General features: G+C 60.3%; 27 protein-coding genes. 14 read left to right on the top strand and 13 right to left on the bottom strand.

What is annotated here, in order from left to right:
• Window positions 1-279: 279 nt before the first annotated feature.
• Both AC2FD8_RS15315 and argH read right to left on the bottom strand, forming a co-directional pair.
• Window positions 280-462, bottom strand: coding sequence for an argininosuccinate lyase (locus AC2FD8_RS15315; protein WP_496874320.1), 183 nt, complete (start codon window positions 460-462; stop codon window positions 280-282).
• On the bottom strand, window positions 462-1850 hold the full coding sequence (gene argH / locus AC2FD8_RS15310; protein WP_496857481.1) for an argininosuccinate lyase: 1389 nt from the start codon (window positions 1848-1850) through the stop codon (window positions 462-464). The genes AC2FD8_RS15315 and argH overlap by 1 nt, the downstream gene beginning before the upstream one ends.
• Window positions 1851-1871: 21 nt before the next feature.
• Between argH and AC2FD8_RS15305 the strand changes: the two genes are divergently transcribed.
• The 10 genes from AC2FD8_RS15305 to yddG all read left to right on the top strand — a co-directional run bounded on the left by AC2FD8_RS15305 (window position 1872) and on the right by yddG (window position 9921).
• Complete coding sequence (locus AC2FD8_RS15305) at window positions 1872-2438, top strand: TlpA disulfide reductase family protein (RefSeq protein ID WP_496857479.1); 567 nt, start codon at window positions 1872-1874, stop codon at window positions 2436-2438.
• Window positions 2439-2501: 63 nt separating this feature from the next.
• Window positions 2502-2864, top strand: a complete 363-nt coding sequence (locus AC2FD8_RS15300) for a hypothetical protein (RefSeq protein WP_496857477.1) — start codon at window positions 2502-2504, stop codon at window positions 2862-2864.
• Window positions 2865-2982: 118 nt separating this feature from the next.
• Window positions 2983-3369 carry a hypothetical protein gene (locus AC2FD8_RS15295; protein WP_496857475.1) on the top strand — a complete coding sequence of 129 codons (387 nt, stop codon included), beginning with the start codon at window positions 2983-2985 and terminating at the stop codon, window positions 3367-3369.
• On the top strand, window positions 3366-4337 hold the full coding sequence (locus AC2FD8_RS15290) for a sterol desaturase family protein (protein ID WP_496857473.1): 972 nt from the start codon (window positions 3366-3368) through the stop codon (window positions 4335-4337). The genes AC2FD8_RS15295 and AC2FD8_RS15290 overlap by 4 nt, the downstream gene beginning before the upstream one ends.
• Before the next feature lie 93 nt (window positions 4338-4430).
• The gene (locus tag AC2FD8_RS15285; protein ID WP_496857471.1) at window positions 4431-4619 is read left to right on the top strand and encodes a hypothetical protein; all 189 of its coding nucleotides are present in this window, start codon (window positions 4431-4433) and stop codon (window positions 4617-4619) included.
• 76 nt (window positions 4620-4695) lie between these two features.
• A complete protein-coding gene (locus AC2FD8_RS15280; RefSeq protein ID WP_496857470.1) occupies window positions 4696-5529 on the top strand; it encodes an EAL domain-containing protein in 834 nt (277 codons plus the stop codon).
• 195 nt (window positions 5530-5724) lie between these two features.
• Complete coding sequence (locus AC2FD8_RS15275) at window positions 5725-6900, top strand: acetyl-CoA C-acetyltransferase (RefSeq protein WP_496857468.1); 1176 nt, start codon at window positions 5725-5727, stop codon at window positions 6898-6900.
• A gap of 187 nt (window positions 6901-7087) precedes the next feature.
• A complete protein-coding gene (gene phbB / locus AC2FD8_RS15270) occupies window positions 7088-7810 on the top strand; it encodes an acetoacetyl-CoA reductase (protein WP_496857466.1) in 723 nt (240 codons plus the stop codon).
• Window positions 7811-8110: 300 nt separating this feature from the next.
• Complete coding sequence (locus AC2FD8_RS15265) at window positions 8111-9058, top strand: transcriptional regulator GcvA (protein ID WP_496857464.1); 948 nt, start codon at window positions 8111-8113, stop codon at window positions 9056-9058.
• Entirely contained in the window at window positions 9055-9921 is an 867-nt protein-coding gene (gene yddG / locus AC2FD8_RS15260) for an aromatic amino acid exporter YddG (RefSeq protein WP_496857462.1), read from the top strand. The genes AC2FD8_RS15265 and yddG overlap by 4 nt, the downstream gene beginning before the upstream one ends.
• On the opposite strand, the gene AC2FD8_RS15255 is transcribed toward yddG, so the two are convergent.
• From AC2FD8_RS15255 to AC2FD8_RS15245, 3 genes are all read right to left on the bottom strand, one after another.
• Window positions 9918-10082: a YdcH family protein gene (locus AC2FD8_RS15255; RefSeq protein WP_170379030.1), complete on the bottom strand. Its 165-nt coding sequence runs from the start codon at window positions 10080-10082 to the stop codon at window positions 9918-9920. The genes yddG and AC2FD8_RS15255 overlap by 4 nt on opposite strands.
• A 115-nt stretch (window positions 10083-10197) precedes the next feature.
• Window positions 10198-10977, bottom strand: a complete 780-nt coding sequence (locus tag AC2FD8_RS15250; RefSeq protein ID WP_496857460.1) for a tRNA1(Val) (adenine(37)-N6)-methyltransferase — start codon at window positions 10975-10977, stop codon at window positions 10198-10200.
• Window positions 10974-11189, bottom strand: coding sequence for a putative signal transducing protein (locus AC2FD8_RS15245; RefSeq protein WP_037316655.1), 216 nt, complete (start codon window positions 11187-11189; stop codon window positions 10974-10976). Before AC2FD8_RS15245 ends, AC2FD8_RS15250 begins: the two co-directional genes overlap by 4 nt.
• Window positions 11190-11245: 56 nt before the next feature.
• Here AC2FD8_RS15245 and AC2FD8_RS15240 point away from each other — a divergent pair, with 56 nt between their 5' ends.
• Window positions 11246-12244 (top strand): polyprenyl synthetase family protein, encoded by a 999-nt coding sequence (locus AC2FD8_RS15240; RefSeq protein WP_496857458.1) that lies wholly within the window; start codon window positions 11246-11248, stop codon window positions 12242-12244.
• On the opposite strand, the gene AC2FD8_RS15235 is transcribed toward AC2FD8_RS15240, so the two are convergent.
• The gene (locus AC2FD8_RS15235) at window positions 12237-13058 is read right to left on the bottom strand and encodes a 4-(cytidine 5'-diphospho)-2-C-methyl-D-erythritol kinase (protein ID WP_496857456.1); all 822 of its coding nucleotides are present in this window, start codon (window positions 13056-13058) and stop codon (window positions 12237-12239) included. The genes AC2FD8_RS15240 and AC2FD8_RS15235 overlap by 8 nt on opposite strands.
• Entirely contained in the window at window positions 13048-14763 is a 1716-nt protein-coding gene (locus AC2FD8_RS15230) for a tetratricopeptide repeat protein (RefSeq protein ID WP_496857454.1), read from the bottom strand. The genes AC2FD8_RS15235 and AC2FD8_RS15230 overlap by 11 nt, the downstream gene beginning before the upstream one ends.
• 282 nt (window positions 14764-15045) lie before the next feature.
• Between AC2FD8_RS15230 and AC2FD8_RS15225 the strand changes: the two genes are divergently transcribed.
• The 3 genes from AC2FD8_RS15225 to AC2FD8_RS15215 are packed head-to-tail and all read left to right on the top strand — an operon-like array spanning window position 15046 to window position 16806.
• Entirely contained in the window at window positions 15046-15513 is a 468-nt protein-coding gene (locus tag AC2FD8_RS15225; protein ID WP_496857452.1) for a hypothetical protein, read from the top strand.
• A complete protein-coding gene (locus tag AC2FD8_RS15220; protein ID WP_496857450.1) occupies window positions 15513-15734 on the top strand; it encodes a glycine cleavage T C-terminal barrel domain-containing protein in 222 nt (73 codons plus the stop codon). Before AC2FD8_RS15225 ends, AC2FD8_RS15220 begins: the two co-directional genes overlap by 1 nt.
• Before the next feature lie 58 nt (window positions 15735-15792).
• Complete coding sequence (locus AC2FD8_RS15215) at window positions 15793-16806, top strand: Ldh family oxidoreductase (RefSeq protein WP_496857448.1); 1014 nt, start codon at window positions 15793-15795, stop codon at window positions 16804-16806.
• Window positions 16807-16867: 61 nt separating this feature from the next.
• Here AC2FD8_RS15215 and AC2FD8_RS15210 read toward each other — a convergent pair whose 3' ends face one another.
• From AC2FD8_RS15210 to AC2FD8_RS15185, 6 genes are read right to left on the bottom strand one after another with little or no spacing between them, the layout of a single operon-like run.
• On the bottom strand, window positions 16868-17602 hold the full coding sequence (locus AC2FD8_RS15210; protein ID WP_496857446.1) for an SDR family NAD(P)-dependent oxidoreductase: 735 nt from the start codon (window positions 17600-17602) through the stop codon (window positions 16868-16870).
• Window positions 17599-18330 (bottom strand): SDR family NAD(P)-dependent oxidoreductase, encoded by a 732-nt coding sequence (locus tag AC2FD8_RS15205; protein WP_496857444.1) that lies wholly within the window; start codon window positions 18328-18330, stop codon window positions 17599-17601. The genes AC2FD8_RS15210 and AC2FD8_RS15205 overlap by 4 nt, the downstream gene beginning before the upstream one ends.
• Window positions 18331-18332: 2 nt before the next feature.
• On the bottom strand, window positions 18333-19457 hold the full coding sequence (locus AC2FD8_RS15200; protein WP_496857442.1) for a mandelate racemase/muconate lactonizing enzyme family protein: 1125 nt from the start codon (window positions 19455-19457) through the stop codon (window positions 18333-18335).
• Window positions 19454-20548, bottom strand: a complete 1095-nt coding sequence (locus AC2FD8_RS15195) for an alcohol dehydrogenase family protein (RefSeq protein ID WP_496857441.1) — start codon at window positions 20546-20548, stop codon at window positions 19454-19456. Before AC2FD8_RS15195 ends, AC2FD8_RS15200 begins: the two co-directional genes overlap by 4 nt.
• 10 nt (window positions 20549-20558) lie before the next feature.
• A complete protein-coding gene (locus tag AC2FD8_RS15190; protein WP_496857439.1) occupies window positions 20559-21662 on the bottom strand; it encodes a mandelate racemase/muconate lactonizing enzyme family protein in 1104 nt (367 codons plus the stop codon).
• Window positions 21663-21696: 34 nt separating this feature from the next.
• Window positions 21697-22248 carry a TetR/AcrR family transcriptional regulator gene (locus AC2FD8_RS15185; protein ID WP_496857437.1) on the bottom strand — a complete coding sequence of 184 codons (552 nt, stop codon included), beginning with the start codon at window positions 22246-22248 and terminating at the stop codon, window positions 21697-21699.
• Between the last annotated feature and the right edge of the window lie 28 nt (window positions 22249-22276).

The following is a 22276-nucleotide window of genomic DNA, read 5'->3' as shown; positions in this document are numbered from 1 at the left end:
ATGGATTCGCACTGAAACGATACGCCGAAGGGCGATCAGAAATCGTTCGACACCCCGGCACGTGCATAGCCGGACACTGAAACTCCGGTTGAACTGGGTTCTTTTTGCGGCTCTGGCCGTTGGCTGGAAGTTGGCTCGCAGGCCGCAAGCGCGACGAGCGCCAGAAGAAATCCGAAAATTCGCATGAGGTCAGTCTCTGAGTGCTGGAACGAACGGCCGCGCCTTGACGAGCCAGACCCAACTTGGGTGTTTTGCCCGGAATTACAACGAGATCAGCGGTTAAACGCCCAGATAGATCCCAAGGCCCCCGCGGCGGAAGCCGATGCCTCCGCCCACATGCGTTCCGCTGGAGCCGACGCCAACACCCAAGCTTGCCGTTGGCTGAACCGGCTCACCATCCGCGCCACATCCAGCCAGCGCGAACCCAGCCGCCACAATCACCGCTATGCGTAGAACTGTCATCATACCAGCGCCTTCCATCGCTCAACCTGCGCCCGCACCTGATCCGGGGCGGTGCCCCCATAGGATTGGCGCGAGTTTACCGAGTTTTGCACGGTAAGAACAGAATAGACGTCATCGGTGATATCCGCATGGACCGACTGCATGTCGTCCAAGGTCAAATCAGGCAGGTCGCAGCCCTTGTTTTCAGCCATCGCCACCAGCGAACCGGTGACATGGTGGGCATCACGGAACGGCAGGCCAAGAACCCGCACCAGCCAGTCGGCCAAATCGGTCGCGGTCGAGAAACCCGAACCGGCAGCTGCAGCCAGGCTGTCGCGGTTGGCGGTCATATCCTTGACCATGCCCTCCATCGCCGCCAGCGCCAGCATCCAGTTGTCGGCGGCGTCGAAAACCTGTTCCTTGTCTTCCTGCATGTCTTTGGAATAGGCCAGCGGCAGGCCCTTCATCACCATCATTAGCGCGGTGTTCGCGCCGTAGATCCGCCCGACTTTGGCGCGGATCAGCTCTGCCGCGTCGGGGTTCTTCTTTTGCGGCATGATCGACGACCCGGTTGAGAACCGATCGGACAGGGTGACAAACCGGAACTGGGCCGAGGACCAGATCACCAGTTCCTCGGCAAAGCGCGACAGATGCACGGCGCAGATCGAGGCGGTCGACAGGAATTCCAGCGCGAAGTCGCGGTCGCTGACGGCATCCAGCGAGTTCGCGGCAGGGCGGTCAAAGCCCAGCGCTTCGGCGGTCATGTGCCGGTCGATGGGGAAGGACGTCCCGGCCAGCGCGGCCGCACCAAGCGGGGATTCGTTCATCCGGGCGCGCGCATCGCGAACACGGGACAGGTCGCGGCCAAACATCTCGACATAGGCCATCATGTGATGGCCCCATGTCACCGGCTGCGCGGTTTGCAGATGAGTGAAACCGGGCATGACCCAATCAGCACCGGCCTCAGCCTGTGCCAGAAGCGCGCGGATCAGGGCCAGCAGACCACTCTCGGCCGCATCAAACTGATCACGGACCCAGAGTTTGAAATCGGTTGCCACCTGATCATTGCGCGATCGACCCGTGTGCAGACGGCCTGCGGGCTCTCCGATCACCTCTTTCAGGCGTGCCTCGACATTCATGTGGATGTCTTCCAGCGCGGTCGAGAACTGAAATTCTCCGTTCTGGATTTCTGACAAGACTGTGAGCAGCCCTTCCCGAATGGCCTGCGCATCACTATCACTTATAACGCCTGTGGCCGCCAGCATGGCGGCATGGGCACGCGAGCCTGCAATGTCCTGGGCTGCCATCCGCTGATCGAACCCGATCGAGGCATTGATTGCCTCCATGATCGCGTCTGGACCGGCGGCAAAGCGGCCGCCCCACATCTGGTTCGAAGATTGATCGGTCATGTAAGAAAACCCGGAGTTGATATGCGCCTATTTCGTCTGATCCCCCTTTATATGGCCCTCGCGCTGGGTGCAAATGCCGCTTTGGCCACCGATGCCGAAACGCTGGCCCCCTTGCGTGAAGACAGCCTGAAACGGCTGATCCTGCACAAGGAACCAAAAGCGGCCAAAACGATCGAGTTTCAGCGTGAAAACGATGGCGGCACCGGAACGCTGGCCGATTTCGAAGGCAAATATGTGCTGCTGAATTTCTGGGCCACATGGTGTGCGCCCTGCCGCAAGGAAATGCCGCAGATCGCCGAGTTGCAGGAAGAGTTCGGGGGCGACAAGTTTCAGGTCCTGACGCTGGCCACCGGTCGCAATTCGCCTGCGGGGATCAAGAAGTTCTTCGAGGAAAACGGCATCGAAAACCTGCCCCGCCATCAGGACCCAAGCTCGGCCGCCGCGCGCGAATTCGGTGTGATCGCCCTGCCGATCACGGTCATCCTGAACCCCGAAGGCCAGGAAATCGCGCGCCTGATTGGGGATGCCGAATGGAATTCGGATAGTGCCAAATCCATCATTTCAGCGCTGGTCGAAGCCAACAGTTAAGCCGCTTCGTTACTGACCGTAGATATGCTATCCTTCCACTTTCTTTGAGTGGAAGGATTTTTGATGAAACTCTTTGTTACGATTGTCGCGAGTACCTTTTTCATCTCCGGATTGGGAACGGACGCACAGGCCAAGGACCTCAAAAAACAAAACCAGTTCGTCGAAGCCGTGGCCGGCAAGAAACTGGTCAGCGGCGATACCTGGTTGATCATATCACCGGATGGCAGAATAAACGGCGTGGGTCGCAACAATGCAAAGCTTACTGGCGCCTGGGCCTGGAGCAAACGGTTCTGGTGCAGAAACGTCGTTGTTGGGCAAAAGAAGTTCCCAGAGGATTGTTTGAAAGTCAAAATAGAAGGCAATCAGGTCACGTTTGCCCGCAACAAAGGCAAAGGTGACGCTATCGTTTATACGATTGCCGAATAAACGCCCTGAAGTCACTCAATTAAACTCGATAACGTGCGCTAGTGTCGTATCGGTATTTACGCCACGCTACCTTTGACAGCCCATCCTCCGATCCGCACTCTGTGCGTAGGAGGATGGAATGCCGCTTGATATCTTGTTGGTGCTTGTGGTCGGCGGAATCGCCGGGATCACACTGTTGCTGCATCTGACCGGCAGATCGCAGCGTTGCGTTCTGTCGCCTGAAACTGTCCGCGACCAATGGAACCGACACTTCCCCGAAGACACCATTCTTGACGTCACCGTTGCTCATGATCGTCACGCCGCGCTGGTGCGCACGGAAAAAGGGCCGGGTCTGATCTGGTCCTTTGGGGCTGATACGGTGGCACAACATCTGCTGGATTTTGATCTGCTGGACCGCACCGACGGGTTCGAGATTCTGTTCCACAATTTCGGCGCCCCCAAGGCCATCATCCATCTGGATGAGTTTGAGCGCCCCCACTGGCGCAACCTGATGGAGCCCGCATGACTGATCAGATCTCCTTTCCCGACGCTGTCCAATGGGCCGTCCCGTTTTTCATCGCCGCCATTCTGGCCGAGTTCGTCTGGATTGCCGTCAAAGGTCGCGGCGGGAGGTATGAGACGCGCGACGCCGTGACCTCTCTGATCATGGGCGCGGGCAATATCGCGTCGGGGTTCCTGCTGGGGTTCATCGCCTATGGGTTTTTCATGTGGCTGTGGCGGATCACGCCGCTCGATCTGGGTACGTCGATCCCGATCATCATCCTGTGCTTTGTGCTGGATGACCTGCGGTATTACTGGGTGCATCGGTTCGGCCATCGCATCCGCTGGGTCTGGGCCAGCCATGTGAACCATCACAGCTCTCAGCACTACAACCTGACCACGGCGCTGCGGCAGACATGGACCTATACGTTTACCTTCATGATGGTGGTGCGCGCGCCGCTGATCCTGCTGGGCTTTCATCCGGCGATGGTGCTGTTCGTGGGCGGCATCAACCTGATCTACCAGTTCTGGATTCACACAGAAGCCATCGGCAAAATGCCCCGCTGGTTCGAAGCGGTCATGAACACCCCTAGCCATCACCGGGCGCATCACGGCCGCAACGCGCGCTATCTGGATTGCAACTATGCCGGCGTTTTCATCATCTGGGACAAGATGTTCGGCACATTCGTCCCCGAACAGGAAAACGACCGCGTCGACTATGGGCTGGTTCACAACATCGCCACCTTCAACCCGCTGCGCGTCGCCTTTCATGAATGGGTCGGCATCTGGCGCGATGCGACCCAACCGGGGCTAACGCTGAAGCAACGCCTCGCCTATTGTTTTGCCCCACCCGGCTATAGCCATGATGGAAGTCGGGACAGCTCAGCACAGATCAAGGCAAAGCATCTAGCCCGCCATCCCGAAGATCTCGGAACGCCCGGATTCGAGCAAACCCCCGAAAACCTGCCCAATCCTGCGGCAAAACAGGCCTGAATCCTGCGCGGCGCGATGCTGCCCTGGTTGAAATTCGGCCTGAACGGTCCATATGAGACGTCAGGCGTGACGTAACAAGTGACCGGAGGCGAAATGACCCGCTTAACAACCGTATCAACTACAGTCGGGCTGCTGGGTGTGTTTCTGGCCATGGTTGCCGCCATCGCAACAGCCGCTTCAGCACTTATTCTGATCGGGGTTTTCATGATGATCCTTGGTGTGATGGGTGCTGTGTTCGGCGCAGCGGCCTCGCTCAGCCATGCGTGGCAATCTGCGCGCTAAACGTCACCTCCATTAACCGCAAATTCATCTGTTTCCTGCGACACTGCGACCGAAGCGTCATTCGGGATCAGCGCGCATGCGGGACAAAACAGTTGCAGATTCAGGGGAAGGCCCCGACAGCCCTTTGACCTCGGCAGTTTCCAGTCGGGATCAATCCGTTTTGCAGATGGCTTCGGATGCGGTGCGGCACAAACAATGCAAGCTGGCCTTTCAACCGGTGATGCAAGCGCAGGCCCCTCATAACGTAGCCTTCTACGAAGGACTGATCCGCGTGCTGGACGAAACCGGGCGGGTCATCCCTGCGCGGGATTTCATGCCTCAGGTGGAAAACACGCCCATTGGGCGCGAACTGGATTGCATCGCGCTTGAGATGGGGCTGCAAACGCTGGTCAGGAACCCTCAGATCCGGCTGTCGATCAACATGTCGGCGCGCTCGATCGGGTATTCGCACTGGTCACGTATTCTGGATCGCTTTCTCAAACGGGATAGCAATCTGGGCGAACGACTAATTTTGGAAATCTCCGAGAAATCAGCGATGCAGGTGCCTGAACTGGTCATCGACCTGATGGACAGGCTGCAGGAGCGCGGCATTGCCTTTGCGCTGGATGATTTCGGCGCAAGCAATTTCTGCTTTCGGCATTTCCGGGAATTCCTGTTTGATGCCGCCAAGATCGACGGTCAGTTCATTCGCGGCATCAGCACCGATCCCGACAATCAGGCCCTCGTCCGTGCATTGATCGCAGTTGCCCGTGAATTCGAGATTCTAGTTACAGCCGAATCAGTCGAAAACCCGCAGGACGCAGCATTTCTGAGTGCAAGCGGTGTCGACTGCATGCAGGGTTTCCTGTTTGGCGCGCCGTCTCTTTCGCCGCCGTGGAAGACAGAAAGAATTACCAAAACAGGGACTTAGGTGGACCACCGAAACGCGAACACATACCTGATTGCAGCCTGAGGCAAGCTGTCCGTTGCTGCACGTGCAGCATTGCGCTATTGCAGAAGGCACTAGAGGGGGGAGAAATTGGCGCTCTGGTACGGGCAGAGGGGGGCCTCTGCGGTCTGCGTCGTCAGATTTCCCGCTGGACCATGACGGTAAAGGACAAATTATATGACCAATGTAGTAATCGCATCCGCCGCACGCACAGGTGTGGGCAGCTTTGGCGGCTCGTTTGCCAACACCCCCGCACATGATCTGGGCACCGCCGTCCTCGAAGCCGTCGTCGAACGCGCCGGCGTCGACAAAGGCGAAGTCAGCGAAACCATCATGGGTCAGGTCCTGACCGCCGCTCAGGGCCAGAACCCCGCACGTCAGGCGCATATCAACGCCGGGCTGCCGCAGGAAAGCGCGGCCTGGGGCATTAACCAGGTTTGTGGTTCGGGCCTGCGCGCTGTTGCGCTGGGTGCTCAGCACATCCAACTGGGCGACGCGGATATCGTCGCCGCTGGTGGCCAAGAAAACATGACCCTGTCTCCCCACGCCGCTGCCCTGCGCGCAGGTCACAAGATGGGCGACATGAAATACATCGACACCATGATCCGCGACGGTCTGTGGGATGCGTTCAACGGCTATCACATGGGCCAAACCGCCGAGAACGTCGCCGAGAAATGGCAAATCAGCCGCGACATGCAGGACGAATTCGCCGTTGCCTCGCAAAACAAGGCCGAAGCCGCGCAAAACGCGGGCAAGTTCGCAGATGAGATCGTTCCCTTCACCATCAAAACCCGCAAGGGCGACATCGTGATGGACAAGGACGAATACATCCGTCACGGCGCAACAATGGAAGCAATGGCCAAACTGCGCCCGGCCTTCACCAAAGACGGCTCGGTCACCGCGGCAAACGCCTCGGGCCTGAATGACGGCGCGGCGGCGACCCTGCTGATGTCGGCTGAGAATGCCGAAAAGCGCGGGATTGAGCCTCTGGCCCGCATCGCGTCCTATGCGACCGCCGGTCTCGACCCGTCGATCATGGGCGTTGGGCCGATCTACGCCTCGCGCAAAGCGTTGGAAAAAGCAGGTTGGTCGGTTGACGATCTCGATCTCGTCGAAGCCAACGAAGCCTTCGCCGCGCAAGCATGTGCCGTGAACAAGGACATGGGTTGGGACCCGTCGATTGTGAACGTGAACGGTGGCGCGATTGCGATCGGCCACCCGATTGGCGCCTCGGGCTGCCGTGTTCTGAACACGCTGCTGTTCGAAATGAAGCGCCGCGATGCCAAGAAGGGTCTGGCCACCCTCTGCATCGGTGGCGGCATGGGTGTCGCCCTCTGCGTGGAGCGCGACTAAGTGCGTTGACATCTAAATAGTAAAGGGCGTCCAGTGGACGCCCTTTTTTGTTACAATCAAGCTTTACACAACCGCTGCGACAATATCGCCAGACAGAAAGACAAGATCGAATACGAAACGATATTGCGCAACGCCCTCTCTCAGAGTAACAGAATTACCAAGACGGCTAAAATTGAAGGAGTCATCCATGGCACGTACAGCACTCGTAACCGGCGGTTCTCGCGGCATCGGCGCAGCAATTTCCAAGGCGCTCAAGGCCGAAGGATACAATGTTGCCGCCACCTATGCGGGGAATGACGAAGCCGCAGCAAAATTCACCGAGGAAACCGGCATCGCCACCTATAAGTGGAACGTAGCCGATTATGACGAATCCAAAGCGGGTATCGAAAAGGTCGAGGCCGAGGTTGGCCCCATCGACATCGTCGTCGCCAATGCGGGCATCACGCGCGATGCACCTTTCCACAAGATGACGCCTGAGCAGTGGCATCAGGTCATCGACACCAACCTGACCGGCGTGTTCAACACCGTACACCCTGTCTGGCCCGGTATGCGCGAGCGTAAGTTCGGCCGCGTCATCGTCATCAGCTCGATCAACGGTCAGAAAGGCCAGTTCGCTCAGGTGAACTATGCGGCAACCAAGGCGGGCGATCTGGGCATCGTAAAGTCGCTCGCGCAGGAAGGCGCGCGTGCAGGCATCACCGCCAACGCGATCTGCCCTGGCTACATCGCCACGGAAATGGTTATGGCCGTGCCTGAAAAGGTCCGCGAGTCGATCATCAGCCAGATTCCTGCCGGTCGCTTGGGTGAGCCAGAGGAAATCGCGCGCTGCGTGGCTTTCCTGGCCTCGGAAGATTCGCAGTTCATCAATGGCTCGACGATCTCGGCCAACGGTGCTCAGTTCTTCGTCTGATCTCAAAGCATTGAACAAAAACGGGCCGGTCCTTTTAGACCGGCCCTTCTTTATCCCGTAAGTCCGCGCGCGCTGCGGTCAGCGGGAACCAAACACCCATCCCAGAATTTCGTGAACAAGCTTGCTGCGCTCTTCATGAGCCCGACGAATTGCAATCTGGACAGACGGGTTTGTTGACATCTCAATCATGGCGGATCCCCTTTTCTAAAGCTGAGCTTGACTTGTCCTGAACATGACCCTTGATTGGAAAAGGCACAAACGAGAGTTTTCAAGTATTCAGATAAGTATTACTTAAGTGACATGAGCGATCGCCTTCCCCCTCTTACCGCTTTGCGTGCGTTTGACGCTGCCGCACGGCACATGTCGTTCGCCAAGGCCGCAGATGAGCTGAACGTCACGCCCGCGGCGCTATCCTTCCAAATCAAATCGCTTGAAGACCATTTGGGCCATCCGCTGTTTCGCCGCCTGAATCGCGCGGTCGAGCTAACCGAGGCGGGCAAAGCGCTCGCCCCCGGCGCGGCCGAGGGATTCGCGTCGCTCAAAGCGGCCTGGGCCGCAACACGCAGGCTTCAGGACAACACCACCCTTACCGTGACGGCGGGACCTGCGCTGACCGCCAAATGGCTGGCTCCGCGCCTTTACGATTTTGCCCGCGCACATCCCGAAATTGACCTGAGGTTTTCGGCCACCCTGCGCAACATGGACCTTGAGAGGGATGACGTGGATGTCGCGATTCGGTTTGGCTATGGCGGGGATGATGGCCTCTATTGCCTGCCGGTGCGCGAGGAGTGGCTGACCCCGGTTATGACCCCCGAATTGGCCGCCGAGTTCACAACACCCGAAAGCCTGCGCGACGCGCCACTGATTCATGACGATTCGATCGCGTTCTTGAAACCTCCAGCGGATTGGCCGACATGGTTCCGCGCTGTTGGCGTTGAATTCACTCCGACCCACGGGGCGCATTTCTCAAATGCGGACCACGCGATTGACGCGGCTGTTGCCGGAGTGGGCGTGGCCTTGGGGCGACGAGCGATGATCATCAAGGACATGATGGAGGGGCGGCTTGTCGCGCCATTCAAAACCGCCATCGAGACCAAAGGCCGCTTTCGCTTTCTCTGCCTGCCCGGAGCGGAGAATCGGCCTCAGATCGCAGCATTTCGCGATTGGTTTGTTGCGGAGATTGGAAAAACCGCTCATATCTCGGACGACTTCACCATCGTTCCTGTAGAAGACGTCTCATCCACATGACCAGACAACGCGCCACCGCCACCGGCTTCATCGCGGTTTTGCTTTGGGCGCTTCTGGCCTTGTTCACGGTCGGATCAGCCCCAACACCGCCGCTGCTGTTGAATGCGATCTGCTTCAGTATCGGCGGTACTTTGGGGCTTGTCTGGACGTGGCGATCGGGCGGGCTGTCCCAGCTGCGTCGCATCAGTTGGAAAGTCTACGCTTTTGGAACGGTGGGCCTGTTTGGCTATCACGCGCTGTATTTTTCGGCCCTTCGGATGGCACCGGCCGCCGAGGCGGGGCTGATTGCCTATCTCTGGCCGCTGCTTATCGTCCTGTTCTCGGGTCTTCTGCCCGGAGAGAATCTACGCGCTGGCCACCTGATCGGGGCCTGTTTGGGCTTTGCCGGGGCTGCGCTTATCATCACCGGAGGCGGCAGCGCCGGGTTTCAAGCCGACCACCTACCGGGATACGCGCTGGCGTTCCTATGCGCACTGACATGGTCGGGCTACTCCGTTTTGTCGCGGAGATTGGGTGAAACGCCCACAAGCTCGGTCGCTGTGTTCTGCGTGTTCACGGCGATCGCCTCATGGGGCCTGCATTTCACGCTTGAGGCACCGGTCTGGCCGGACTCCACGCTCAGCTGGATATCGACCTTGGCACTTGGTCTGGGGCCGGTCGGTCTGGCGTTCTATGTCTGGGATATCGGGGTCAAGCAGGGCGACATTCAGATGCTGGGCACCAGCTCTTACGCGGCACCTTTGCTGTCTACCGTGGTTCTGGTTTTTGCCGGGATCGCCACGTCAACATGGACATTGGCGATCGCGGCGGTCTTGATCACCGGCGGGGCCGTGGTTGCGGCGCGCGCCAGCCTTAAAGGTTAGGTCGATAAGCGCTCGATCTCTTCTTTCAGCCTTAGCTTTTGTTTCTTCAGCTGGGCGATATGAAGATCATCAATGCCTGGCGCGCGTTGAGCTTGTTCCACTTCGAGACCGAGAGATTCGTGCTTCTTCTTCAGTTCCGTCAGATGTGCGCTCACGCTCATGGCGATCCTCCTTGTTTACGTGTCTAGATGTCACGTAAGAAGTTGAGCATATCGTTTCCACGCTGTCACGCCGCAGACGCAAAGAAAATGTGATAAATCCGACAAATTCGGCTGGTCATTGCCGATTGACGTGAAACGGCCCCAACGCCGCGCCCTGCCGCAGCACATCCGAGAGTTCATGCGTATAGCTGTCGCCATCGCGCTCATGCCGTTGACCCGCATGCAGGATGACCGGCGCATGCAGCCGGAACGCCGCCCGCCCGCCTTTGCGCGCCCGTAGAATCACAAGCTCAGCCTCGCGCCCCGTGCGGGCTGCAAACGGAAGCACTTCGACCGAGCCCAAGCGCCCCTGACAGGCCAAAAGCATATCGTGCAGACGATCCGCCTTTTGGATCATGTGCAGATAGCCGCGCGGGGCAAGCCGTTTGGCCGCGACATCAATCCAATCACCCAGAGGCGTCTGCTCCCCCAAAGCCACACTGCGCCCTTGGTCCGTGGCTGCGCTATGTGCGCCCGCGCGATAATAGGGCGGGTTGGCGATCACATGGTCGAACTGGCGCTGTTTGAGATCGGTGGGCAGCTCGGTCAGATCAGCAGCAACAACCTCCAACACCATATTGTTATCTGCGGCATTGCGGCGGGCCAGATCCGCATAGGCCGATTGCAGCTCGACGCCGCACAGGTCCAAACCCGGGACCCGTGCCGCTAAACACAGGATTGCAGCGCCTGCCCCGCAGCCAAGCTCCAGCACCGACTGACCGCTCGCCGCAGGCACGCTGGCCGCCAGCAAAACAGGGTCTACCCCAGCGCGATAACCGGACACGGGCTGCCATAGGCGCAGCCGCCCGCCGAGGAAGTCGTTCCGGCTTAGCTCATCATCCTTGAATCCGGTCATCGCCCCAGCGGGATCTCGTTGTCGCGCATCACACGTTCCGCCCGTGTCAGGTCGTCAGCCCGAACCATTAGGCGGCGGGGGAAAATTCCGATGCCACCTTCGAGGATGCTCATATTTACGTCCATCTGAAAGCAGTCTATATCCTCGCCCTCAAGAAGAGCGGATGCAAAGGCCAGGATTGTCGGATCGGTACTGCGCAATAGTTCTTTCATGGGGATGGATGTAAGGGCAAGGCAAGGCGAAAGTCGAGCCTTGTATCAGGAGTGTGATGGGCATCAGCACAATCTCGAAGCCGCACGAACGGCTGGCCGAAATGTTGACCGGCGAAATGGAGGCGGTGAATACGCTGATCCGGACCAGGATGGCGTCCGAACACGCGCCCCGTATCCCCGAGGTAACCGCGCATCTGGTCGAAGCGGGCGGCAAACGTTTGCGCCCGATGCTGACATTGGCGGCGGCGCGGCTGTTTGGCTATACCGGCGAACATCACGTGCGTCTGGCCGCGACGGTCGAGTTCATTCACACCGCGACCCTGTTGCATGACGATGTGGTCGACGAAAGTGCTCAGCGACGCGGGCGGCCTACGGCGAACCTTTTGTGGGACAACAAATCCAGCGTGCTGGTGGGCGACTATCTGTTTTCCCGCAGCTTCCAGTTGATGGTTGAAACCGGATCGCTGCGCGTTCTGGACATCCTCGCCAATGCCTCGGCCACGATTGCCGAAGGCGAGGTGCTGCAGATGACCGCCGCCACGGATCTGAATACGGATGAGAACATCTATCTGCAGGTCGTGCGCGGCAAGACCGCCGCCCTGTTTTCCGCCGCGACCGAGGTCGGCGGCGTGATCGCCGAAGCGTCGGACGCACAGGTCAAAGCTTTGTTCGATTATGGTGATGCTTTAGGGATCGCTTTCCAGATTGCCGACGATCTGTTGGATTATCAGGGTGATAGCAAGGCAACCGGCAAGAATGTGGGCGACGATTTCCGCGAACGCAAACTGACCTTGCCGGTGATCAAAGCCGTTGCGCAGGCCACCGCGGATGAGCGTACCTTCTGGGAGCGTACGATCGAGAAAGGCCGCCAGCAGGACGGCGATCTGGACCATGCGCTTGGGCTGATGAACAAATACCAGACGCTTGAGGCGACCCGTCAGGACGCGCTGGGCTGGGCGAACAAGGCCAAAGCCTCGCTCGAGGTTCTGCCTGATCACGAAATCCGCACCTTGCTGTGCGATCTGGCCGACTATGTGGTCTCGCGCCTTAACTGAGCATCGTTGCGCGGCACCACCAATCGGGCTGGGCCGCACCGATCTCATAGGCTGCGAAATGCGCGGCCTTCATCGACGGATAAAGCGCAAAACAGGTCGACCCTGATCCGGACATTCGGGCCAGCAATACATCCCTTGTGTCCGCCAACTCCTCCAGCACGTGCCCGATTTGCGGGGCCTGGCTGATGGCGGGTGGCTCAAGGTCGTTTCTTTGGTCCAATAGCCACGCTGCGCAGTCTTCCACGCCTGTGAATGAGGGGATCTGGTCCGGCAGACCTGGATTGTCCCGCGATGCCATTGCGCCGAAGACCGATCCGGTCGGAACCGCGACACCCGGATTGACCAGCAGGGCAGGCAGTGGGGGTAACTCTATCCGATCCACCTGTTCGCCAATCCCCCGCATCCGGCCAGCCCTCGCCACCATGCAGACCGGTATATCGGCCCCCAAAGTGGTCGGAAGATGTGGCGGGATATCAAGCCCCTGCGCCGCCGCATGTCGCAACATGGTCGCCGCGTCCGAAGATCCTCCGCCGATGCCGCCGCCATGGGGCAGCACCTTGTTCAACGTGATATGGCCTGCCCAACCGGTGCCTTCGGCGGCTTGCCAGACCAGATTTCGGCTGTCCGTGGGAACCCCGTCGGCATGCTCTCCGCTCACCGAGATCGAAAGTCCAGCGCCTGCCTCAAACGTCAGTTGATCGCCTATGTCGGCAAAACCCACCAGCGAATCCAGCAAATGATAGCCATCCGCGCGCTGGCCAGTGACATGCAGGGTTAGATTGACCTTGGCCGGCGCAAAGGCGCTAGTTGCCATTGGCAACCTTCAGCGGATCAGCGCCCTCTTCGGACAGAACCGTATCCAGACCGACCTCAAGCTTGCGCCGGATGCGTTCGGGATCGGCCTCGCCATCGGTATCTTCGGGATCGACAAAGGACAGCGCCCGTTTCCATTGAAATTCAGCCTCGCGGGCGCGTCCGACGGCCCAGTAGACATCACCCAGATGGTCGTTGACCACAGGATCAACCGGCATCAGCTCGACCGCGCGTTCCATATGTTCGACCGCTTCTTCATAGCGGCCAAGACGGAACAGGACCCAGCCCAGACTGTCAACGATATAGCCGCTGTCGGGGCGGGCCGCGACGGCGCGCTCGATCATGTCCAGCGCCTCGTCCAGTTTTTCGCGCCGTTCGACCAGCGAGTAACCCAGATAGTTCAGAACCTGCGGCTGATCCGGGTTCAGTTCGAGCGCGCGACGGAAATCGGTCTCTGCCTGATCCCAATGCTTGAGCCGCTCATGCGAAATCCCGCGCGCATAGTAAAGGAACCAATTCCCGGCCGAGACCCCCTCGGCCAGAGCAATCGCCGTGTCATACGATTTAACAGCGGCTGCGTAGTTTTCCTGACGGCGCTGCAGATCGGCCAACGCGACATGAACACCGGGCAGATCAGGCTTTTCCGCAGCCAGCGATTGCAGAACCTCAACCGCCGCATCTGTTTTGCCGGATTGCCCCAGAACATCGGCCCGGCCCAGTTCTGCCGCGTGATGATCGGTGCTGTCCTTGGGGACCGCGCGATAGGCCTCGACCGCCAGATCAAGCTGGTTGAGTTCGGACAAAAGCTCGGCACTCATCAATAGGGCGTCAACGTGATCGGACCGCAGGAAACTGGCCGTTCGGGCATAAAGCAGAACGTAGTCCGGCCCGGCTTCGTCATTCAACGCGGCACCGACGGAAAAGAAGATCTCGGCCATGCCATCCTGTGCCGACCCTACATGGGTGAAGGGCAACGTCTCACCTGCTGACAACCGGCTTGTGTAGTGTTCGATCGACGGGTCGCTTCCGGCCTGAAATACCTCACCAAGGAAGGCCACGGCGTCTTCATTCCGGTCGAGCTGCGACAGGACCTCGGTCCGGGCCAATGCAGCGCGGCGTGTGAACCGGGCCACGACCCCGTCATCAGCCGCGAAAATGGCCTCGGCCCCTTCGAAATCACCGATCGACGCCAAAGCCATCGCTTTGTGATACAGGGAAAACTCACGCAGCCCTTCCTGGTTTGAGACAGAGTCGAACTGCTCCATCGCCTTGGTCATCTCGCCCTGACCAAGATAGGCCCAGGCGGTCATCAGACCATCGACCAGTGGACCCACACCCTGCGTTTCGGGATCGCGTGACAGCAGGGTCTCCCAATCGCCCTCGGTGATCAGGTTTGCGGCAATGGCAATCCGGGCCGCCTGACTGGGCAGTCCGACCTCTTCGATTGTCTGGGCGATGGGCAATGCGCGCTCAACCTCGCCCAGGGCCAACCGCGCGACGACGACACTTTCCAATAGTAACGCGTTATTGGGATCGGACCGCAACGCCTGCGCATAATACCTTTCGGCGGCGGCATAGTCGTTTTCGTAGATCGCCTGACGCCCGGCCAGATAGGCTCCGGACCCGGTATCCGAAAATGCCGGGATTGCGACAGAGGATGAAAGCAGCGCGACCAGCGCCACGCGACGAACCAGGGAAACCACCAAAATCCTGCCTTGCTATCGTTGACTGCACGTTAAGCTAGGGCCTCGGCCCGCAAGAGGCAATGGCTCAAGGCTCACGACACTGCCATTGCACCGGTTTTCGCTTAAGAACTGGCCGCCCTGTTACGCGGATCGAGCGATCGCGCCACTCAGCGCCAAATGGCAGCCCATCCTTGGAGGCGTCAGGTCAACTCACCTAGACCGAGGGCTTGGGCACCCCACGCACATGTCCAGTTTGGGTGACTTCAACTCAATCAGGAGGAAATAGTCTTCCAATTGCGCAAAATGCGGACTGACGGAGTGCCGTGCAAGCTGCTGATACCGGAAAAGACCGCCGAGCTTCACCCCTTTCTGAACAAAAGCCCGGATTTTCGCGGCGGCATCCTGCATACTGAAGACGGCTATGTGAACCCCGTCGAAATCACCATACGCGAGCCGGGCGCAGCCAAATGGCTGGGCGGGATGGGTACGGAATACACCACCGTGCGCAAGGCGGGCGTGAATCCGTTCGGCCTTGAGGCGCTGGAGCCCATGCAGTTTGAAACATCCTATCGTGCAATCAACCGCGAGATCTGCAAGGACCTGACCCCATATAAGGCCGATCTGGGCCAGTTCGTCGCCGTGACCGAGATGATCGGCAGGCAAGTGGTCGAACGAGACTTCATCGGCAAATCCGCGTTGCAGAAACAGCACAATGCGGGGGGTGCAACACTCTGGTCACGTCGAAATTGTCATATTGCGAGACGTCGGTGATGTTTGACGAAGGGGTCTATTCCGATGGTAAGCTGATCGGGCGCGTCACCTCGGGCGGGTTCTCATACTATTGCAACCACGACATCGCGATAGCGCTGGTGCCGCAGGATATGACGGCACCGGGCACGAGAATGCAGGGGCTGGTCCATAACGAGATGCGCGAGGCCGAGGTCATCGATACCTGCACAGGTGATCCCTCCGGCACTTGCGCACGCGCCTGATACGAACAAATGGGGGGCTTGCGACCCCTTGCACGAACACAAGGACAGGATTTAGCCAATGACCGATATCTCGACGAAAACGCTCTCACTCCAAGAGGTTAGGGAATTGGCGAAAACCGTCCTTGTGGCTGCGGGCATGGATGATACGGGCAGCGACATGATCGCTGAGATCGTCGTGAAATCCGAACGTGACGGCCCGCGCAGCCACGGTCTGCGCATGCTGCCGGTCTACGCCCAAAGCTTTACCTCGGGCTATGCCAACCCCGCTGCCCACCCCAAATTCGAGCGTATCGCACCCGGCGTACTGCGCGGCGACGCGGACAACGGGTACTACCAGATCGCCGCGGCCGCAGCACGGGACGAGCTGATTGCGATGGCGCGCGAAAACGGGATTGCTGCCTTTGCCTGCGCAAATAGTCACCACCTTGGCGCGTTGCGCTTTGACACCGAACCGCTGGCCGAGGCGGGGTTGGTGGCCTTGGCTGTCGTCAACTCGCTGTCGATGGTGGTGCCGCAGGGCGGCGTGCGCCCGGTCTTCGGCACCAACCCGATGTCGTTTGCCTGCCCGCGTGATGGTATGGAGCCCATCGTTTGGGATCAGGCGTCCTCGACAGTGGCCTTGATGGATATCCGCATGGCCGCCGCCGAGGGACATGACCTGCCGCGCCCAGCGGGTCTGGCCCCGGATGGCCAGCCCAGCGCCGACCCAAACGCCATTCTGGAAACCCGCAGCCTGTTGCCGTTCGGCGAACACAAAGGGGCCGCGATTGCCTTCCTGATCGAGGTCATGGGCGCGGCGCTGGCCGGGGGCACCCTCTCGGTCGACAATGCCGAGCGCGAGGCGCATGGCGCACTGAACATCAAAGGCGGCGCAACCCTGATTGCGATTGATCCGACACGGTTCGGAAATGCCGCATTCAACGACTATGTCACGCGCATCTGTGCCGAGATCGAAGGCAACGGCACCGCGCGCATTCCCGGTGACGGGCGGCTGAAGAACCGCGCCGCGTCTCAGGCCGAGGGTGTCAGCGTCAGCACCGAATTGCTGTCGCAGTTGCAAGACTTACTGTAAGGTTTCCAAACGATGGCAAAGGGGGCGTGCCGGTCACGATCGCCCCGGACCGGTTCCAGGGTCAAGGCAGGCTCAGCTTTGCCATCCGCCCGCCATCGACCGTGTAGACCTGCCCAGTGATAAAGCCGCTTTCCTCGGCGGCCAGAAACGCCGCCAATGCGGCCACTTCTTCGGGCCTGCCGGTGCGCGCAACCGGGTGAATCTGGCCAATATCCCGGCGAAATGCATCCGGGTCGGACATCGATTCGATGAAGTCGAGGTTCAACTCGGTGTCGATCCAGCCCGGAGCGATCGCGTTACAGCGAATACCCTCGGCCCCGTGATCCACCGCCACGGCGCGGGTCAGCCCGTGCAAGCCGGCCTTGGATGCGCAATAGGCTGCGTGGCCGGGATTACTGCCCAGCCCCTCGATCGAGCCGGTATTGACGATACTCCCCCGTGTTTTACGCAGATGGGGCAAAGCGGCCTGAATCATCAGAAACGGCGCGGTCAGGTTGACGGTCAGGTTTTTCTGCCAGTCATCCAACGTCATCTCTTCGACGCGGGCCTCCTGCATCATCCCGGCATTGTTGACCAGAACGTCCAACTGCCCGGCGCGGGCGATGACCTCGGCCACCACCTGTTCAGGCGCGGCTGGGTCGGTGAAATCGGCTGCGATCCCTTCGAACCGGTCATCTCCGCCTCGCTGGGCGGTGAAGACGCGCGCGCCTTCCTCGGTCAGCCGTGCTGCGATGGCTTTCCCGATCCCAGAGCGACCGCCGGTGACCAGCGCAACCTTGCCCTCAAACCGCCTCATGCGACCGGCTTCCCGCCATTGACCTCGACCAGCGTGCCGCACATATAGCGCGCCGCGTCCGAGGCGAGGAACAGGACCACATCGGCAATATCCTCAGGCTCGGCAATCCGGCCCAGAGGCACGGTCTTACCCAGTTCGCTTACGGCCTCGTCGGGATCAAACCCGCGCTTGGCAAAGCCCGAGCGCAGCATCGGCGTGTTGACCTCATTCGGGCAGACGGCGTTGATGCGGATGCCCTGATGCGCGTGATCCATCCCCATACATTCGGTCAGTGAGGCAATCGCCGCCTTGGTCATGCAATAGAGCGCATGGTTCGGCCCCGGCGCCTTGCCGCCCCAGCAGGACGCGGTGTTGACGATGGCTCCACCACCGGTTTCGGCCATCAGCGGAATGGCGGCGCGGCAGATCCGGAACGGAGCCTCGACATTCACGCCCAAGGACAGGGTCCAGTCAGCGTCCGAGGTCTCGGTCACCGGGCCGCGGGTGATGACACCGGCGTTGTTGATGACGATATCGAGGCCACCCAAAGCCTGTTGCGCGTTGGCAGCCAGTTGGTCGCAATAAGCCGGGTCCAGCAGATCACCGGGCAGATGCGCCTCGGCCTCGATCCCGTCGGTCGAACGATCCGCAACCGCGACCCAAGCGCCCTGCGCGCGCAGTTGTTTGACGACGGCCTGCCCGATCCCTCCGGCAGCACCGGTGACAAGGGCGTTTTTGTCCTGAAACATGTCTAGTCTTCCCAGATTGCGACGGCCTGCCCCAGCAGGTCCCTGTTCATTGTCACGCCAAGGCCCGGCGCATCGGGCGGCAGAACGCCACCGTTTTCATTTGGGGCGTCGAACGCCCCGGTCTGGATCGTCACCATGTCGCGCGGGTCCAGAACACAGCGCAGCAGCCGTTCGGGCACAGTTGCACCCATATGGAAGATCGACGCGGCAGACAGGGTCGACCCCACGGTGTCCTGCACGCTGATCGTCAGCCCTGCGGCTCGGCAGATGTCGCGGTGACGGCGGGCATGGGTCAGCCCTCCGGCTTTCGAGATTTTCAGCCCGATGCCATCGGCCACATCCAGCGCCACCAGCTTGGCGATATCGCCGTCCTCTTGCGCCAGCTCGTCCAGAATGATCGGCACGTCACAGCGCTGGCGCAGGGAAAGCGTCTCGCGCCATGTGGCACAGGGGGCCTCCAGCACGAAATCCAACCCGTTGGGCAGGGCGCGGAGCATCCGTAGCGCGGTTTCCGGGATCAGGCCACCATTGGCATCGACGATGAAGTATTCGTCCGGTCGCCGATCCGCCAATGAGGCCGCGATGCGTTCGGCGTCCAGCGCCGGGCCGCCTTCGGAGTCCATCGCCCCAACCTTGACCGAATGGCCCATATAGCCCATCGCGCGGTGTTCCGCGACACGGGCGCGCATATCCTCGGGCGTGCCTGCGTAGATCGAGCTGATTGCGGGCAGGCGATTGCCCGTCGCGCCGCCCAGCAGTTTATAGACCGGCAAGCCAACCGATTTGCCGAACAGGTCCCAACAGGCGAGATCAAGGGCCGATTTCGCGTGGTTGTGGCCCAGCAGCGCCTCATCCATCGCGTCATTGATCCGGTCCACATCACGGGGGTCACGACCGATCAGATAGGGGGCGATTTCCTCGACCCCAGCGCGGGCACCCCGTGCATGGGCGGCGATGTAGTTCGGGCCGAAGGGCGTGGATTCACCCCACCCCTCGGTCCCGTCATCGGCGGTGATACAGACGATGACACTGTCAAACCCGGTGTAAATGCGTCCGCCCGACAGCTCATAGGAGCCGCCCGCATAGGGCAGATGCAGTTCAAAAAGCTCGATCTTGCGGATTTTCATGATGCCACCTGCGGCGGGATCAGCACCAGCTGCCCGGTATGCGTTTTGGTCAGAAACTCTTCCTGCGCTGTCGCGATCTCGCTCAGCGGATAGGTCTTGGCGATGACAGGGCGGATTTCTCCGGCCTCGATGTATTTCACGAGGTTTTCGAACACGATGTCCTCCTGAAACGTACAGCCAAACAAGGTGAGGTCTTTCAGGTAGAGCGTCCGCACGTCGATTTCACAGATCGGCCCGGCAATGGCTCCGGCGGTTGCATAGCGCCCACCCCGGCGCAGCACGTCCAGCAGGCTTGGCCATTGCGGACCGGCCACAAGATCGACCACCACGTCGATCGAGCTCTCCCCCAGTTCAGCCACCAGATCGGCGTTGCGGTCCAGCACGCGATCTGCGCCCAAAGCCCGAACGGCGTCGGCCTTTGCGGGCGAGCACAGTGCGATCACATGCGCGCCGCGCCGTTTCGCCAGTTGCACCGCAGCCGAACCAACGCCGCCCGAGGCACCGGTGACCAGAATGGTCTCGGCCCCGACGCTGGCGCGGTGCAACATGCCCTCGGCCGTGGAATAGGCGCAGGGGATGGCGGCGAGCTCAACATCCTCCCAGTCGCAATTCACGGCATGGGTTTCCTGCGAAGGTGCGACGCAGAACTGGGCAAACCCCCCATCGCATTCGCTGCCGATGGTCCAGCATTCGTACGGGCGGTAGTCGACATAGGTTCGCAGCATGTTGCGCACGATCACGCGCTCGCCAATGCGTGCCGGGTCGACCCCATCGCCTACGGCAGCAACATAGCCACAGACATCCGCGCCCTGAATGCGCGGGAAGGTCAAGGGCGTGCCGGACCAGCTGGCGTCGTCATCGTCCACGGCTTCAAAACCCGAGGCACCACCAGTATTGGTGTCCTCGGTGACAGCCTTAGAGTACCAGCCAATCCGCGTGTTAATATCGGTGTTGTTCACACCCGCGGCGGCGACCCGGATCAGAACCTCTCCGCGCCCCGGCGTCGGGACCGACACGTCCGAGCGGTAGTCCAGCATCTCGATACCGCCATGGCCGGTCAGTTGGACCGCATGCATGGTTTCGGGGATCATAGTGTTCTCCTTAGTATGATGCGACAGGCGCGCCGAACAGCGTTTCGTCAGGAGTGACGCCCAGACCCGGCCCGGTCGGGCGCTGGATGTGACCGCCTTGGATGGTGATGCCGTTTTCGGGATCGTAGTTGCCTTCGATGTAAGGGGCGGCGAGCCACGCGCCCTCCATCAGTGTCGGACGCACGGTGGATGCAATCTGCGTGCAGGCGGCGGCGATGATGTCCCCACCCCAGCTGTCATCGCAGGTATGCGGCAGGTTGCGCGCCTCGCAGATGTCGCGGAAGGTGCGCATGTTCTGCAGGCCGCCGATCCGGGTGACTTTCATGCCAAACCCGTCTACCAGCCCGGTCCCGGCGGCCGAGATCACAGTGTTCAGGTCGACGCTGTTTTCATCCATGTAGATGCCATGGGTCACCTGAGGGCGGATCTTTTCAAGGTCCTGATAGGTGTTGCAGGGCTGTTCCATGATGAAGGGCACATCCGGGCATTCGCGGCTGACGCGCAGCGCATCGCGCGTGGTCCACCCGCGATTGCCATCGACCGCAAGGCGCATACCTGTTCCACCGACGACCTCCCAGACTTTGCGGATGGTTTCGATATCAATCTCGACCGGACGGCCACCCACTTTGATTTGCAGACGAGGGTAACCTTCGGCCAGTTTCTCTTTGGCAAGCCGCGCGATATCATCCGGCGCGCCCACACCCGTGGCAAAGTAGGACGGCACACGATCGGTCTGCGCGCCGCCCAGCAGGTCGGCAACGTTCACGCCCAGCTTCTTGCCAATCAGGTCATGGGCCGCGATGTCGATGGCGGCCTTCGCATAGTTGTGCCCATTGAGCAGCCCGTTCATCCGGTGGTGCAGTGCCACGGGCCACAGATCCGCGCCAATCAGACCTTTGGCCATTGCCTTCAACGCAGCCCGCGCACCCTCTGCATGCGCTTCGGCATAGGTGGGGCCGACCGGGCAGGTTTCTCCCCAACCGGTCGTGCCATCCTCGGCCACCAGCTTGACCAGCGTGGTGTCCAGCGCCCAGACCTCGGCGTTGGCCATGGTGTAGGGGCCGTTTTTGACCGGCAGATCATGCGCGTAGATGTGGATTTCCTTGATCTTCATATCCGTCTCTTTTGTCGTGTGCCGGATTCCCGGCCTAATGAATTTCGGCAGCGGCCAGCAACGCGCGGGCGCAACGCATCGTGGCCGAGGTTGCGGCCTCGGCACCCATCAAACGTGCGCTTTCGGTCAGGCCTTCGTGCAGGATGAACAGGGCCTCGGCCAAAGCCTCGACATCACAATCGGGGGCCACGTGGATCAACCGCGCGCGGAACATGTCGCGGACATGCTGTTTGTGCGTCGTGACAGCATCGCGGATCGCGTCACTTTCAGGATAGGCCGCCAACGCGTTGCGGAACAGGCATCCGGTATTTGAAACCTCGCGCAGCCAGTCCGCCAGGCGGGTCAGAACGTGCAACACATGATCCGCACCCCGAAGTTGATCCGTGCCAATCCAATCGGAATAAGCGACATCGCGATGATCCAAGGCACCGATAACCATCGCTTCGCGGCTGGGAAAATACTTGTAGAGCGTGCGCAGGGAAACATTCGCGCCCTCTCGCAAGGCTTCAACGCCTTGGGTGGCAAATCCCATCTCTGAAAACTGCCGGTCAAGGTTCTCTGCGATTTTCTGCTGTGTTTCAGTCATGCCACTTTGGTAGAGCGATCACTCTACA

It is taken from the genome of Ruegeria sp. YTSC192, assembly GCF_059609705.1.
The sequence above is the reverse complement of the archived record's forward strand: the minus strand, read 5'-3'. Positions and strand labels throughout refer to the sequence as shown.